General features: G+C 69.9%; 16 protein-coding genes. 9 read left to right on the top strand and 7 right to left on the bottom strand.

From position 1 onward, the window contains the following. Positions 1–4: 4 nt before the first annotated feature. The 4 genes from CVV72_RS08315 to CVV72_RS08300 are packed head-to-tail and all read left to right on the top strand — an operon-like array spanning position 5 to position 2,457. Positions 5–292 carry a hypothetical protein gene (locus CVV72_RS08315; protein ID WP_219151818.1) on the top strand — a complete coding sequence of 96 codons (288 nt, stop codon included), beginning with the start codon at positions 5–7 and terminating at the stop codon, positions 290–292. Beyond that, the gene (locus CVV72_RS08310; RefSeq protein WP_219151817.1) at positions 289–1,689 is read left to right on the top strand and encodes a WXG100 family type VII secretion target; all 1,401 of its coding nucleotides are present in this window, start codon (positions 289–291) and stop codon (positions 1,687–1,689) included. The genes CVV72_RS08315 and CVV72_RS08310 overlap by 4 nt, the downstream gene beginning before the upstream one ends. Beyond that, on the top strand, positions 1,673–2,221 hold the full coding sequence (locus tag CVV72_RS08305; RefSeq protein ID WP_219151816.1) for a hypothetical protein: 549 nt from the start codon (positions 1,673–1,675) through the stop codon (positions 2,219–2,221). Before CVV72_RS08310 ends, CVV72_RS08305 begins: the two co-directional genes overlap by 17 nt. A 5-nt stretch (positions 2,222–2,226) precedes the next feature. After that, positions 2,227–2,457, top strand: coding sequence for a hypothetical protein (locus CVV72_RS08300; RefSeq protein ID WP_255632584.1), 231 nt, complete (start codon positions 2,227–2,229; stop codon positions 2,455–2,457). 110 nt (positions 2,458–2,567) lie between these two features. On the opposite strand, the gene CVV72_RS08295 is transcribed toward CVV72_RS08300, so the two are convergent. Continuing rightward, on the bottom strand, positions 2,568–3,362 hold the full coding sequence (locus CVV72_RS08295) for a TetR/AcrR family transcriptional regulator (protein WP_219151815.1): 795 nt from the start codon (positions 3,360–3,362) through the stop codon (positions 2,568–2,570). A gap of 68 nt (positions 3,363–3,430) precedes the next feature. On the opposite strand from CVV72_RS08295, the gene CVV72_RS08290 reads away from it, so the two are divergent. Together CVV72_RS08290 and CVV72_RS08285 are read left to right on the top strand one after the other, a co-directional pair. Further along, complete coding sequence (locus tag CVV72_RS08290; protein ID WP_219151814.1) at positions 3,431–6,148, top strand: DEAD/DEAH box helicase; 2,718 nt, start codon at positions 3,431–3,433, stop codon at positions 6,146–6,148. Continuing rightward, positions 6,145–7,305, top strand: coding sequence for an SWIM zinc finger family protein (locus tag CVV72_RS08285; protein WP_219151813.1), 1,161 nt, complete (start codon positions 6,145–6,147; stop codon positions 7,303–7,305). The genes CVV72_RS08290 and CVV72_RS08285 overlap by 4 nt, the downstream gene beginning before the upstream one ends. Here CVV72_RS08285 and CVV72_RS08280 read toward each other — a convergent pair. The 6 genes from CVV72_RS08280 to CVV72_RS08255 all read right to left on the bottom strand — a co-directional run bounded on the left by CVV72_RS08280 (position 7,242) and on the right by CVV72_RS08255 (position 11,803). Next, positions 7,242–7,889, bottom strand: a complete 648-nt coding sequence (locus tag CVV72_RS08280) for a DUF4865 family protein (protein ID WP_219151812.1) — start codon at positions 7,887–7,889, stop codon at positions 7,242–7,244. The genes CVV72_RS08285 and CVV72_RS08280 overlap by 64 nt on opposite strands. 25 nt (positions 7,890–7,914) lie before the next feature. Beyond that, positions 7,915–8,346 (bottom strand): hypothetical protein, encoded by a 432-nt coding sequence (locus tag CVV72_RS08275; protein WP_219151811.1) that lies wholly within the window; start codon positions 8,344–8,346, stop codon positions 7,915–7,917. Positions 8,347–8,549: 203 nt separating this feature from the next. Next, complete coding sequence (locus CVV72_RS08270; RefSeq protein ID WP_219151810.1) at positions 8,550–10,169, bottom strand: acyl-CoA dehydrogenase family protein; 1,620 nt, start codon at positions 10,167–10,169, stop codon at positions 8,550–8,552. Next, on the bottom strand, positions 10,153–10,758 hold the full coding sequence (locus tag CVV72_RS08265; RefSeq protein ID WP_125677730.1) for a TetR/AcrR family transcriptional regulator: 606 nt from the start codon (positions 10,756–10,758) through the stop codon (positions 10,153–10,155). The genes CVV72_RS08270 and CVV72_RS08265 overlap by 17 nt, the downstream gene beginning before the upstream one ends. A 32-nt stretch (positions 10,759–10,790) precedes the next feature. Beyond that, entirely contained in the window at positions 10,791–11,249 is a 459-nt protein-coding gene (locus tag CVV72_RS08260) for a peroxiredoxin (RefSeq protein ID WP_219151809.1), read from the bottom strand. Positions 11,250–11,269: 20 nt separating this feature from the next. Then, entirely contained in the window at positions 11,270–11,803 is a 534-nt protein-coding gene (locus tag CVV72_RS08255) for an RNA polymerase sigma factor (protein WP_219151808.1), read from the bottom strand. 144 nt (positions 11,804–11,947) lie between these two features. On the opposite strand from CVV72_RS08255, the gene CVV72_RS08250 reads away from it, so the two are divergent. From CVV72_RS08250 to CVV72_RS08240, 3 genes are read left to right on the top strand one after another with little or no spacing between them, the layout of a single operon-like run. Next, positions 11,948–12,463 (top strand): DinB family protein, encoded by a 516-nt coding sequence (locus CVV72_RS08250; RefSeq protein WP_255632582.1) that lies wholly within the window; start codon positions 11,948–11,950, stop codon positions 12,461–12,463. 2 nt (positions 12,464–12,465) lie between these two features. Next, the gene (locus tag CVV72_RS08245; RefSeq protein ID WP_219151806.1) at positions 12,466–13,233 is read left to right on the top strand and encodes an NAD(P)-binding domain-containing protein; all 768 of its coding nucleotides are present in this window, start codon (positions 12,466–12,468) and stop codon (positions 13,231–13,233) included. Continuing rightward, complete coding sequence (locus CVV72_RS08240; RefSeq protein WP_219151805.1) at positions 13,230–13,988, top strand: putative protein N(5)-glutamine methyltransferase; 759 nt, start codon at positions 13,230–13,232, stop codon at positions 13,986–13,988. The genes CVV72_RS08245 and CVV72_RS08240 overlap by 4 nt, the downstream gene beginning before the upstream one ends. The last annotated feature ends 9 nt before the right edge of the window (positions 13,989–13,997 follow it).

The raw sequence follows: 13,997 nt of genomic DNA, 5'->3' as shown, positions 1-13,997 counted from the left end.
GGCTGTGAGCGGGTACGAGGTCCAGATCGGTCAGCTGCGGAACGCGGCCAAGGCGGCGGGATCCGCCGCGGACCAGGCCAGAGCCGTGGAACCGGGCAACGGCGTGGAGGCGATCGCGACGGCGCTGCCCGGCGGTGAGGCCGCGAAGAACGCACCCACGCTGGCGTCGACGTTCACCGAACGCGCGAAGGGGTGGGCCGGCGAGATCGACGGCTGGAGCGACTCGATCACGAAGGCCGCGAACACCTACTCCGAAAACGAGAACTCCGCGAAGGAGGCTTTCGGAGGATGACGATCGGCTACGACGACGTCCGCAAATGGGACGCCGAGGCGCTCGACACGACGGCCACCAACCTGGCCGGGCGGCGGGACAAGCTCATCGGGTTGCAGGACGAACTCGACGACGCCCGGAAACTGCCCGATTGGCGCGGCCCGGCCGGTGAGAGCGCGCGCGGTTCGCTGGGCGACACGCGGAACAAGGCCGAGGTGCTGGTCGCGGAGCTGTCCGCCGTCGAAACCGCCCTGCAGAACGCGTCGGACGAGGTGACCGCCCTCAAGAGCAGGGTCGCCAACAACGACTCCCTCGCCCACACCTACCAGTTCCGCATCGCCGCCGACGGGGCTCTCGTCGACGACAAGCCCGCCGACCCACCCCCGAAGTCGCGGTTCGAGGCCGAAGAGTACGCCGAGTCCCGGCGGCACCGCGAAACCATCAAGAAGCAGCTGGAGCAGGAAACCAAGGCGATCCTCACGGCGGCGAACAACATCGACGTCGCCCTCGCCCGCGTGATGCAGCTCGCGCAGGACGGCAAGGTCAGCGACGACGGAGCGACCACCCTCGCGGCAGCCAAGAAGAGCGGGGAGATCGACGCCAAGGTGATCGAGATGGAGCAGTCCCTGCGCGAGGCGGGGCTGCTGACCGGGCCACCCGCGTCCGGGCACTACCGGCAGTGGCTCGAGAACGCCGTACGCCGGGGCGTATCGATCGACACCATCAAGAAGATCGCCGACGACCACGACATCACGCCCGAGGACTTCAAGGTCCTCGACGGCATGGAAGAGATCCGCGAGGACGAGGACGGCGACGGGACGTTCAAGTCGTACTTCCTGATGCCGACCGACATCAGCGGGGACGACGCCGCCAAGGCGGTCCGGATGACCTACATCCTGAACGCGGGCACCGACTACGGGACCGAAGGTGAGAAGACCGACTTCGCGCCGACGCCGTACGGATCCGAGGAGCTGCGGCGGATCACCGACCGGCAACGGGAGAACTCCTGGAGCTACGACGACGACGTGGGCTTCGTGCACGGCAACGGCGGGCGCCTGGTGACCACCCCGAACGGCATGATGATGGGCCTAGGCGGCAACCTCATCCAGGACCAGTTCAGCCAGCAGGGCGGAACGGCGTGGGGCGACACGTTCATGCTGAACATCGACGACGCGAAGGACCCGGCCCAGCAACTCCGAGAGGTCGTGAAGTCGGGCCACGCCTGGTACGAGGACGACAACGGCGCGTCCCAGGGATCGCTCGACCTGGACCGGTTGCTGCACCACGAGGAGCGCCACTCCCAGCAATGGGCGCGTGAAGGCTACGCCGGCTTCCTCGCCTCCTACGCGTGGGAGCAGGTCACCGGCGGCAACGAAACCGAGGAAGACGCGGGACTGACCGATGGCGGATATCACTAGGGGTTCGCGCGTCGCCTGCGCCGCCTTGCTCGTGGTGGCGGTGACCGCGGCGTGCGACACCAAGGCGCAGTTCGCGCCGTCGCTGCCCCCGGAGGCGGGATTCCGGGTCGACGACGGCGTCCTGAAACTGTGGACCGGCACGCCGTGCGAGGGCGTCACCGGCTTGCGGCTGACGTTCGACTCCGGCACCCAGACGAGCACCGAGCAGGTCTGGTCCGCGCCGCGGCCGGGGGTGCGGGTCGAGCGACTGGACCTGCTCGGAGTGTCCTTTCCGGACACCGAGAACCCGCTCCAGGTGCGGACACCGCTGCCCGCGGGGTACGACTGGACCAAGGCGGGCTCGGTCAGCGTCGCCGTCGACGGCCCGAAAGCGAACGGCGCCAAGGCCGACGTCGCCCAGGTACTGCGCGAGTCGCCTCAGCATCCGTCCGGCAGCTACCTGTTCGGCCGGAGCGGCTGGATGGACGCGGCGGCCGTTCAGCGCGAGAACCGGAAGTCGTTCCTGACCATCTGCACTCCCGACCCGGAGTGACGGATATGGAGAGCACATCGCGGACGGTGCTCCGACGCGTCGTGCTGGGCGGGTTTGTCTGCGTCGCCGCAGTGATCGTGCTGCTCGTCGCCCGTGTGGTGCTCAGTGCGACCGGCTTGTCCTTCGATCCGCACGGCTACGGGATGTTCGGCGGGATCCTGATCACGGCGGTCCTGACGCCGGTGGCGCTGGCGCTGTGGCTGGTCTACCGCTCACTGCGACGCCGCGGCAAGTGACGCTTTCGCGGGGTGAAATGCCTGGTCGATGCCCGCAGGCCCGGGTTCGCACGTAATCGCACGTGTCGCGAAAGTGGCTTTCGCGACGTGGGTGCCGGTGGCCGGAGGCCTCACGACGGCAGCTCGACCTCCGAGACGCCGGAGCCGCCGTTCACCAGCTGTTCGACCCCGTCCAGGATCCGCGCCAGCCCGAACCGGAAGGTGTGCAGCGGTGCGCTCGCCGCACCGTGCGTCTCCCCGGCGGCCTGTCCGATCCGCGCCGCTAGCGGGAACAGCCCGGCGTCCGCCTCCGGGATCTCCGCGAGCACGGGCGCGCTGGCCGTCCACCACTCCATGTCCGTCAACCCGGACCGCCGCACGAGACTCGCCGATTCGACCGAACCGCGCGCGATTCCCTGGACGAAGCCGTTGACCATGGCGACGACGGCGTCCATTTCCAGATCGGTGAGACCGATCGCGTCGACGGCCCTCAGCTCGCGTTCGTGTTTGGCGAAGGTGTGCGGGCCGAGCGGGAGACGGCCGGTGGTGAGCTGGAGCATCCACGGATGCCGGTGGTACATCTCCCACGCGTCCTCGGCGAGGATCGTCATGGTGACCCGCCAGTCGTGACTCTCCGGCGGATCGGTCAGTTCGCCGTGGACCCGGTCGATCATCAGGTCGAGCAGTTCGGCACGGCCGGGGATGTAGGTGTAGATGGTCATGGGGGAGACGCCGAGCCTCTCCGCGCCCCGGCGCACCGACAGCGCGCTGATGCCCTCGGCGTCGGCCAGCTCGATCGAGGCGGTGACGATCTCCTCGACGGTCAGCTTCGGCTTGGGGCCGCGGCGGGGTTTCTCGCGCACACCCCAGAGCAGTTCGATGGTCCGCCGTGGATCGCCCGTGCCGGTGTGGTCCGCGTCTGTCATCACGTTCTCTCTACGGTGTACAGAGTTGTGTTATCCTGAACTGTACACCGTACAGAGATTGGGGTTGAGTGGCGTCTCACGACGGTTTCGGCAGTGTCGTTTTCGAACCGAAGAATCCCCCTCGGACCAGCGGATTTGTCTTCTGGAACGCCGAGGGGAACACGCCGGGGACCGAGGAGGTGACAGTCGCCCTCCCCGAGGTCACCACGGTGCCGTGCGTACGGCTGCCGATGACCGAGGCGCTTCCCGCGCTGCTGCGGCTTCGTGAGAGCGACGATCCCTCCGCGCGTTTCTGGAGCACCGCGGCCACGGCGGCGTTGAAGCTCGCCGAGGCGGGCAGGCTGCTTCCTGGGCTCACGGAGTCCGATGTGGACGCCTGGCGCGCGGGCCCGCTGGAACCCGCCGACGCCACTTGGCTGCGCGAACTGTCCGAGGCGATGCCGGCGCGGGCCCGAGCGATCCCGGGCGAGGGAAACCTGCTCCCCTCGCGGTATCCGTTGCTGCGCGCGTTCCTCGACGCCGTGGCCGACACCCTTCCCCGCACGCCCGCGGCCGCGCAGGCGGCGGGCGTCAAGGCGTTCGCCGCCGCACCCGCGCATCGTGTCCCGCAGTTGCGGGACTGGGCGGCCGAGGTCGCGGCAGGGCTGGACTCCGGGGTCCGGGTCTCGGTGCGCATCGAGGCACCGGGCGACGACTTCACGACCGGCCGGTTCAGCGGGGTCGTCCAGGTGTACAGTCTCGCCGACCCCGGAGTCCTGATCGACGCCGCCGCGCTCTGGGCGGGCGACGACCGGTTCGGCCCGCGAGCGCGGATCGACGTGATGCTGGCCCTGCGCCGAGCAGCCCAGCTGTGGCCACCGCTGGAACCCCTGCTCGGCGCCGCGGTGCCCGATGAGGTCGGGCTCGGCGACACCGACATCACCGAGCTGCTCACCACGGCCGCGCCCCTGCTGGCCACGGCTGGTATCGACGTGCACTGGCCCGCCGATCTCGTCCGCGACCTGAGCGCGAAGGCCGTCGTCGGCGGCGGTGCCGCGCCGCCTGCCGATCTCCCGTCCTTCTTCGCCGGCGGCACGCTGCTGCAGTTCGACTGGCAGCTCGCGCTCGGCGGCGCACCGCTCACCGCGGCCGAGATGGACGCGCTGGCCGAGGCCCACCGTCCCGTCGTGCGGTTGCGCGATCAGTGGGTGCTCGTCGATCCGGCGCTGGCGGCGAAAGCGCGGGATCGCGCACTGAAGCCGCTCACACCGATCGACGCTCTCGGCGCCGCCCTGAGCGGGACGGCCGAGATCGACGGTGAACGCGTCGACGTCCTCACCGACGGCTGGCTCGCCGCGTTGCGGGAACGGCTGCTCGCGCCGCCGGAGCCGCAGGCACCGCCGCCCGGGCTGGCCGCGACCCTGCGCGACTACCAGATGCGCGGCCTGCAGTGGCTCACCGCGATGACGTCGATCGGGCTCGGCGGCTGTCTCGCCGATGACATGGGTCTCGGCAAGACGATCACGCTGATCTCGCTGCACCTGCATCGTGCGGACGGTCCGACACTGGTCGTCTGCCCGGCTTCGCTGCTGGGGAACTGGGAACGCGAGATCACGCGGTTCGCCCCCGGCGTCCCGGTGCGCCGGTTCCATGGCACCGAGCGCTCGCTCGAAGACCTCGACGGAGGTTTCGTGCTCACGACCTACGGCACCCTCCGTGCCGATCCGGCACCGCTGGGGAGTGTCCACTGGGGACTGCTGGTCGCCGACGAGGCCCAGCACGTCAAGAACCACCGCTCGGGCACGGCGAAGGCGTTGCGGACGCTGACGTCGTCGGCACGGGTGGCGTTGACGGGCACCCCGGTGGAGAACAACCTCGCCGAGTTGTGGGCGATCCTGGATTGGACGACACCGGGGCTGCTCGGCACCATGGCCGACTTCCGCCGGGTGTGGGCGAAACCGGTCGAGTCCGGAAAGGACCCCGTAGCCGCGGAAAGCCTGTCCCGGCTGGTCCGTCCGTTCCTGTTGCGCCGCCGAAAGTCCGATCCGGGGATCGCGCCGGAGCTGCCGCCCAAGACCGAGACCGACCGGCCGGTGACGCTCACCGCCGAGCAGGCGGCCCTGTACGAGGCGACGGTGCGCGAACTGATGGCCGAGATCGCCGGCAGCGAGGGCATCGCGCGCCGGGGCCGGATCGTCAAGCTTCTCACCGGGCTCAAGCAGATCTGCAACCATCCCGCGCAGTACCTCAAGGAGCCGTCGGAAGCGGTGCTGGACGGGCGGTCGGGCAAGCTGGAACTGCTCGACGAGCTCCTGGGCACGATCCTCGCCGAGGACGGATCGGTGCTGGTGTTCACCCAGTACGTGGCCATGGCGCGGTTGCTGGAACGGCATCTCGCACAGCGCGGGATCGGCACACAGCTGCTGCACGGCGGCACCCCGGTGCCCAAACGCGAGGAGCTCGTGCGCCGGTTCCAGGCCGGCGAGGTGCCGGTGTTCCTGCTGTCGCTCAAGGCGGCGGGGACCGGGCTCAACCTGACCCGCGCCGATCACGTCGTGCACTACGACCGCTGGTGGAACCCCGCGGTGGAGGATCAGGCGACCGACCGCGCCTACCGCATCGGGCAGACCAGGCCGGTACAGGTGCACCGGCTCATCGCCGAGGGCACGGTCGAGGACCGGATCGCGGCGATGCTGCGGGAGAAGCGGGCGCTCGCCGACGCGGTGCTCGCCGGCGGCGAGGCCGCGCTGACCGAACTGACCGATGCCGAGCTGGCCGATCTGGTCGAGTTGAGGAGCCGCCGATGAGCACGCCAGACGACCGCGTCCGCGGTTTCCCCGCTTTCGGCGCCCAAGGCGGCCGCGGCCAGTTCGCGCGTTCGTGGTGGGGCCGCGCGTGGATCAGCGCGATGGAGGACACCGCGCTGGATCTGCGCCAGCTCAAACAGGGCCGCAAGTACGCCGCGGCGGGCCGGGTCGGTCCGATCACGGTCAGCCCGGGGCGGATCGCCGCCGTGGTCGACGACCAGGAGGGGCAGTACCGCACCGAGGTCCGTCTCGCGGAGCTGACCGGCGACGAGTGGGACCGGTTCCTCGACCGGGTCGCCTCGCGTGCCGGGCATCTCGCCGCGTTGCTGGACCGGGACATGCCGCACGACCTCGTCGAGGCCGCCGACGACGCCGGGGTGCATCTGCTGCCCGGGATCGGTGACCTCGATCCCGACTGTGACTGTCCCGGCTGGGAGTTGCCGTGCCGCCACGCCGCGGCGCTGTCGTTCCAGGCCTCGTGGCTACTCGACGCGGATCCCTTCGTGCTGCTGCTGATGCGGGGCAAGGGGGAGCGGGAACTGCTCGACGAACTGCAGCGGCGCAACGCGCCTCGGTTCGTGCGCACCGCCGACGACGGCATCGACGCCGCGCGCGCGTACGCCGACGAGCCGGGTCCGTTGCCGGATCTCGACGGGTTCGCGCCCACCGGAGGCCCGACCGTGCCGGGCGCGCCCGGAATCCCGGCCGAGACCTTCGCCCTGCTGGTCGCGAACGCCGGGCAGATGGCCGGTGCATTGCTGGCGTCGCAACCGAAGCTCACCCGCAAACAGGACGCCGTCCGGCTGGCCGCGACGCGTCCGGAGACCGCCGGCAGGCTGCGCCCGGCCGAGAACGGCGAGGACTTCGATCGCGCGGTGCAGGCCTGGCGGCACGGTGGCCGGGCCGGTCTCGACGTCCTGGAAACCGCGTGGACCCCGCCGCCGCAGGCGATGGGGCGGGCACGGGCCGCGCTGGCCGAGGTCGTGGACGACCCCGGTCAGGGACTGGACGTGGAACGCAACCACTGCACTGTCCACGGAACCGGCGTGCAGGTGCGGCTGGGCAAGGACGGGCTCTGGTATCCGTACCGGGATCAGTGGCCCGCCGGTCCGCCCGAAGCCGATCCGGGTGCGCTGTTCGCCGCCCTGCTCGGCTGATCCCACTGCCGTCCTCGCCGCAGCTGATCCAGGTGTGGCGAGGACAGGTGGAGGATTCGGTACCGGATCTCGTCCGACTCCGGCGCCTCACCGGTCCACAGGCTGTAGCGGATGACCTGCCAGGTCCGGGGGTCGACGGCGAGCGCCCCCGAATGCGCGCCGTCCTGGCGCAGGTGTTCGCGAAGTCCGTCGAGAGCCTCGCCGAGGAACGCGACCGGGTCGGTCTCGTCGGGGATCCGTACGACGTGCTTTCCCGCTGTGACCGGGGGACTGCCGAACGCGGATCCCTCCTCGAAACCGAGCACGGTCCAGTGCTGTACGGCGGGACGCCCGAAGGATTCGACGATGCCGCTGAACGGGCCGCCGAACAGGAAGGCGTTCATCCCGGCCTCGTCGTGCCACAGGTAGAAGGGCGAGTACTGGTTCAGCGTCGAGCCGTCGACGCCGCGCTCACGGATCCCGTAGACCTTCAGCCCCAGGCCGCCGAAGTCGTCGAGCAGATGTCCGCGCGTGGCGACGCGTTCGCGGATGACGCCCATGTCGTAGTCGGCGGGGAGGGTGATCTCGTACTGCATCGCATGCATGCTGTACATACTAGTAGGTACAGGACTATTTCCGGTTGAGCCGGACGATCCCCTCGTCACCTTGCACCGCGACCACGGCGATCACCTGACGGTTGATCTGGTGCACCATCCCCGGCGGACCCGACACCGCCCCGCCCATCCCGCCGGAAGCCGGGGCGAGACCCACCTTCCCGGCCCGGACCGTGACCGCGAGCGGGCCGGCGCCGCCGTCGTTGGGGACCTGGTCGCCGGTCCGGACCAGCACCTCGCACTCACCGTCCGAACAGGCCTTCAGATTCCGCCCGTCCGCCGCGACGAACGGCGTGCCGGACGGGGCCACCGCCTCGATCATCGGCCCGCTCCCCGCGGAAGGACTCGAACTCGTCGCGGCGAAGATCGGCGTCGGTTCCGCCGACGCGCAACCGGCGGCGAACAGCGCCAAGGGGACCAGGGCCAGGCATCTTCGGCGATCGACCATGACCGACGAACGTAGCCGAAGCGCGAGCCCTTGCATGCACCCGAATTCCGCAATCCTGCGGCTGTTCGCAGTGCTCGGCGGCGGTCCGACCGGGGGAATCGGCCGGACCGCCGCAGCACGTGGTCATGCGGGCACCGAGAGTCCGGAAAGCACGAAAGCGACGGTGAAACCGCCGACTTGGACAAGGACTCACCGGCCTACGCTCAAACCTCCGCGCGGGCGATGATCGCCCGCGTGTCCACTCCGGACGGAAGCGTGCCGAACGCGACACCCCAGTCACCGCCCAGCCGCGACGCGCAGAAGGCGTCGGCCACCGCCGGCGTCCCGTGCCGTACCAGCAACGAACCTTGCAGCACGAGCGCCATCGACTCGACCAGCCGACGCGCCCGGTACTCGATATCCGACAGATCCGACAGTTCCTTGCGCAGCCTGCCCACCGCGTCGTCCAGCCGCGTGTCGGCACCGGACGCCTGCTCGACCTCCGCGAAATACGCCGCCACCGACTCCGGCTGCTTCGCCATCGCCCGCAACGCGTCCAGCGCCGCGACGTTGCCGGAACCCTCCCAGATCGACATCAGCGGAGCCTCACGGTAGAGCCTCGGCATCCCCGACTCCTCGACGTACCCGTTCCCGCCGAGGCATTCCAGCGCCTCCACCGCGTGCGACGGGCCGCGTTTGCACACCCAGTACTTCGTCACCGCCAGGCCCAGCCGCCGGAACGCCTGCTCCTGCTCGTCCTCCGGCCGGTCGGTCGCCGCCGCGAGCCGCATCCCGACCGTCGTCGCCGCCTCCGACTCCACGACGAGGTCCGCCAGCACGTTGCCCATGAGCGGCTGGTCCACCAGATTCGCCCCGAACGCGCTCCTGTGCCGTGCGTGGTGGATCGCCCGCACGGCGCCGTACCGCATGCCCGACGCGCTCCCGACCGCGCAGTCCAGCCGGGTGTTGTTCACCATCTCGATGATGGTGCGCACCCCGCGGCCTTCTTCGCCGATCAGCCAGCCGATCGCGTCGTCGTACTCGATCTCCGACGACGCGTTGGACCGGTTGCCCAGCTTGTCCTTCAGCCGCTGCAACCGGATCCCGTTGCGCGTGCCGTCCGGCAATACCCGGGGGAGCAGGAAACACGACAGCCCGCCCGGTGCCTGGGCCAGCGTCAGGAACATGTCCGACATCGGCGCCGAGGTGAACCACTTGTGCCCGACGATCACATAGCTGCCATCCCCGAGCGGACGTGCCGTGGTCGTGTTCGCCCGGACGTCGGAGCCGCCCTGCTTCTCCGTCATCGACATCCCGGCGATGAGCCCGCGCTTCGAACTCGGCTCACGCAGCCCGAAGTCGTACTCCGTCGCCGCCAGCAACGGCTCGTACCGCGCGGACAGCTCCGGATTGAATCGCAACGCCGGGACCGCCGCGTACGTCATCGAAATCGGGCACGTGTGCCCCGCGTCGACCTGGCCCCAGACGTACATCTTCGCCGCCCGTGCCGCGTGCGCGCCCGGCCGGGAATCCCGCCATGGCGCCGCGTGCAGCCCATAGGACACCGCGACGTCCATCAGTTCGTGCCAGTACGGGTGGAACTCGACCTCGTCGATCCGGTTCCCGACCCGGTCGTGAGTCCGCAGCACCGGCTCGTTCTCGTTGACCAGCCTGCCCCACTCCTGGGCCTGTTCGCTCCCGGCCAGCCTGCCGAGCGCGTGCACCTCGGCCACCGCCCAACCGGCGCCCGCCCGTTCCAGCCCCTCCAGCAAGGCCGGATCGGCGGCGACGTCGTACTCCGCCAGCGGCGGGACCTGATTGGTGACCTCATGAGTGCTCGGCATCGGAACCTCCCAAGGAACGCAACACGAAAGTGCGCAGCCCGGACACCTCGTCCGCGCTGCCGGTGGTCAACGGGCCGATCAGCACCTCGGCGGCGGCCCCGACGAGCGCCGCCGCGGTGACGTCCGCGTCCTGGGCGGGCAGCACCCCGGACCGGACGCCGTCGGCCACGTGCTGGGCCACGACGTCACGGAAGGCGCGCCGGAACACCAGCCGCTCGGCCTCGATGGGCGCGTCGACGGGCTCGGCCAGCAGCGCGTACGCCATCCGCGGCGTCTTCAGCGCACGGCTCGCGAAGGTGTCGAAGACCGCCACGACCCGCTCGGCAGGCGTGCCGGGCCGCTCCGACACCTCGCGCACTGCCTCGACCTCACGCGTGACGACCTTGCGGAACAACTCCACGACCAGTGCGGCCTTGGTGGGGTAGTGGCGGTACACGCTCCCGACCGCCACACCTGCCCGCTCGGCGACCGCCGACACCGAACAACCCGCGTACCCGCGCTCGGCCAATTGCTCCATGGCGGCGGCGAGGACGGCGTCACGCTGGGCGTCCAGGCGCTCCTGGACCTTCGGTGTACGGCGATACGGCACCCAAGAAGTGAAGCACTGATTCACATCTTCAGTCAACGCACCCTGGCGAGCTCCTCAAGTGCCTTGGCGATGCCCTTCTTGTCGTAAGCGCTGGTCGGCATGGTCGCCACATGCAGGTGCCGGACCACCCCATCCCGGTCGATCAGCACGCTGCCGGACTGCTGCAGCATCTTTTTCGCCAGCCCGAACGCCTCATGCGGCGTGCCGTCCCGGCCAGAGACCACCCGGAGCGACAACCCGCGCTTCGCCCGCCACGCCTTGGCCTCCGCCCGGCCCTCGGGAACCGCCACCAGCACACGCACACCGGCGGCCGCCAGCTCCTCCGACCGCGCCGCCAGGTCCTTCACATGGCCGGCGCACACCGGACACGTGGTCGAGCGCATGAAATAGATCAGCACGCTCGCCGTACCGCGGAACTCCGAAAGCCGCACGACCTGCCCTGTCGTGTCCTCCAGCGCGACGTCAGGGACCGTGGAACCGATTTCGAGCATGAAAACTCCTCAACGGAAGGTCAGGAAGCGGGGTTGTCGAGAAGCACACGGACCGTCGCCCGCGCGCGATGCAACCGGGACTTCATCGCGGCCGTGCTCAACCCGAGCGCGTCCGCGACCACCCGGCCCGGATGTCCCTGGATGTCACGCATGATCAAGACGCGACGCTGGTCCGCCGGCAACTCGGCGATCGCCGCCGCCACCCGCTGCGCCTCCAGCCGATCCAGCGCGTCTTCCTCGGCCGAAACCATCGCGACGGACTCCGCCGGAGCCCCGCCACGCAACGCCCTGCGGGCCCGCCGAAGGCATTCATTCCGCACGATCCGGAACATCCACGACGCGAGCGCGCCCGTCGCACGCAGCGTGCCGATCTTCCGGTACAGGATGATCAGCGCCTCCTGCGCCGAATCCTCCGCGTCCTCCGGCGAAGCACACAACGACCGCGCGAACCGCTGCACATGCGGATGAGAACCCGAGACCAGCGCGGCGATGGCGGCCGCGTCCCCGCCCTGCGCCGCCACGATCAACGACTCCCTCGGCCACTCGGCCTCCACGACAACCTCCTCCTGCGCCGAGCTTGTCCCGGCCCCTACAAGAGCCACGACCCTCGCGAAAGGATTCAGCAGCCTCCACGTGACCCCGCTCACCCCAGCGGGCGCACCCCGAACCCCACGTCACCCGATGGCATGATCGCCGCTATGACATGGACCGCCCCCGAGGTCACCCGGCCGTCCGGCGACACCGCCGCCGACGAACGGACCCTCCTACCCTCCCTGCTGGCCTGGCACCGCAGCACCTTCCTCCACAAACTCGCCGGCCTCACCGGAGAACAGCTCGCCACGGCGTCGGTCCCGCCGTCGAACATGACCCTCCTCGGCCTCATCCGGCACCTCGCCAAGGTCGAGCGCTTCTGGTTCCGCCTGCGCTACGCCGCACAGGACATCGAACCCCTCTACGACCCCGCCCTCGGCAAGGACCACGACTTCGAAGCCCTCGACGCCACCCAAGCCGAAGAGGCCTACGACATCCTCCTCGAAGAGATCCGGCTCGCCGACGAAGCCGCCGCCGAAGGATCCCTCGACGACACCTTCGACCTCGGCGGGAACCCGTTCTCGCTGCGCATGCTCTACCTCCACATGATCGGCGAATACGCCCGCCACAACGGCCACGCCGACCTCATCCGCGAACGCGTCGACGGCCACACGGGAGCCTGACCATGGACTACGGATTCGTCGGCGCGGGCGAGATCACCGCCGCCATCGTCGAAGGCCTCAGCAAGGACATCGCCGACCCGCCCTCGATCTTCCTCTCACCCCGCAGCCGCAGCGTCGGCCAAGAACTCTCGGCACGCTTCGCCAACGTCCAAGTCCGCGACAGCAACCAAGCCGTCCTCGACAGCGCCGCGACCATCGTCCTCGCCGTCCGCCCGCCGATCGCCGAGGAAGTCCTCCGAGACCTCACCTTCCAGCCGGACCACGTCCTGATCAGCGCCCTCGCCGGCGTCCCCCTCGACCGGCTGCGTGACTGGGCCGCCCCCGCCCGCGAAGTCGTCCGGAGCATTCCGCTGCCCCCGGCCGCACGCCGCCAAAGCCTCACCGCGATGTACCCCGACAACCCCGAAGCCCGAGCGCTCTTCGACAGCATCGGCGGCAGCGTCGTCCCCTCCGCCGAGAAGGACCTCGACGTCTTCAGCGGCGCCACCGCCACCTTCGCCGCCCACCTCGACTACCTCGGCACCATCGCCGCCTGGATGACCGACCAAGGCATCGAGGACACCACGGCGACCACCTTCACCAGCCACATCTTCGGCCAGCTCGGACACGCCCTCGCCGAGCAGAACAGCTCCCTCGAAACCCTCACCGGCAAACACATGACCCCCGGCGGGCTCAACGAACAATTCCTCACCGACCTGCGCACCAACGGCGTCCCCGACACCGTCCGCCAGGCACTCGACGGAATCCTCACCAGACTGCGAGACCAGTGACCGTCATCGACAGGCTCCGGGCCGCCGGATGCGTCTTCGCCGAAGACGAGGCCCGCCTGATCACCGCCGAAGCCCGCACACCCGACGAACTCGACACCATGGTCCAACGCCGCGTCGACGGCGAACCGCTTGAAGTCATCCTCGGCTGGGCGGAATTCCACGGCCTGCGCATCACCGTCGAACCCGGCGTCTTCGTGCCGCGGAAACGATCAGAACTCCTCGTCAGCCACTCCGCCACCCTCGCCGGACCAGGAGCGGTCGTCCTCGACCTCTGCTGCGGCACCGGCGCGCTCGGCGCCGCCATCGCCGCCGAACTCGGCGACATCCGGCTCTACGCGGCCGACATCGAGCCCGCCGCCGTCCGCTGCGCCCGCATCAACGTCGCCCGAGCCAGGGGAGAGGTCTTCGAAGGCGACCTCTACACGCCACTACCCGCGACGTTACGAGGCCGCGTCGACATCCTGGTCGTCAACGCCCCGTACGTCCCCACCGACGCCATCGCGATGATGCCGCCCGAAGCACGCGACCACGAACCCCGCGTCGCCCTCGACGGCGGGCACGACGGAGTCGACGTCCACCGCCGCGTCGCCGCCGAAGCCCCACAATGGCTCGCCCCGGGCGGGCACCTGCTGATCGAAACCGGCGAAAGCCAGGCCCCGAACACCGCGGAAGCCATGGCACACCACGGATTGACCCCCGAAGTGATCACCGACGAAGACCTGTACGCGACGATTGTTGTCGGTGCCCGGGGCTAGGGTCGCCGC

The organism is Amycolatopsis sp. TNS106 (assembly GCF_019330265.1).
GTDB classification, from domain to species: domain Bacteria; phylum Actinomycetota; class Actinomycetes; order Mycobacteriales; family Pseudonocardiaceae; genus Amycolatopsis; species Amycolatopsis lurida.
The sequence above is the reverse complement of the archived record's forward strand: the minus strand, read 5'-3'. Positions and strand labels throughout refer to the sequence as shown.

Excerpts from the sequence above, each read along its gene's own strand:
- CVV72_RS08310 (WP_219151817.1), top strand. The coding sequence starts at position 289 with ATGACGATCGGCTACGACGACGTCCGCAAATGGGACGCCGAGGCGCTC.
- CVV72_RS08305 (WP_219151816.1), top strand. The coding sequence starts at position 1,673 with ATGGCGGATATCACTAGGGGTTCGCGCGTCGCCTGCGCCGCCTTGCTC.
- CVV72_RS08300 (WP_255632584.1), top strand. The coding sequence starts at position 2,227 with ATGGAGAGCACATCGCGGACGGTGCTCCGACGCGTCGTGCTGGGCGGG.
- CVV72_RS08295 (WP_219151815.1), bottom strand. The coding sequence starts at position 3,362 with ATGACAGACGCGGACCACACCGGCACGGGCGATCCACGGCGGACCATC.
- CVV72_RS08285 (WP_219151813.1), top strand. The coding sequence starts at position 6,145 with ATGAGCACGCCAGACGACCGCGTCCGCGGTTTCCCCGCTTTCGGCGCC.
- CVV72_RS08280 (WP_219151812.1), bottom strand. The coding sequence starts at position 7,889 with ATGCATGCGATGCAGTACGAGATCACCCTCCCCGCCGACTACGACATG.
- CVV72_RS08275 (WP_219151811.1), bottom strand. The coding sequence starts at position 8,346 with ATGGTCGATCGCCGAAGATGCCTGGCCCTGGTCCCCTTGGCGCTGTTC.
- CVV72_RS08270 (WP_219151810.1), bottom strand. The coding sequence starts at position 10,169 with ATGCCGAGCACTCATGAGGTCACCAATCAGGTCCCGCCGCTGGCGGAG.
- CVV72_RS08260 (WP_219151809.1), bottom strand. The coding sequence starts at position 11,249 with ATGCTCGAAATCGGTTCCACGGTCCCTGACGTCGCGCTGGAGGACACG.
- CVV72_RS08250 (WP_255632582.1), top strand. The coding sequence starts at position 11,948 with ATGACATGGACCGCCCCCGAGGTCACCCGGCCGTCCGGCGACACCGCC.
- CVV72_RS08245 (WP_219151806.1), top strand. The coding sequence starts at position 12,466 with ATGGACTACGGATTCGTCGGCGCGGGCGAGATCACCGCCGCCATCGTC.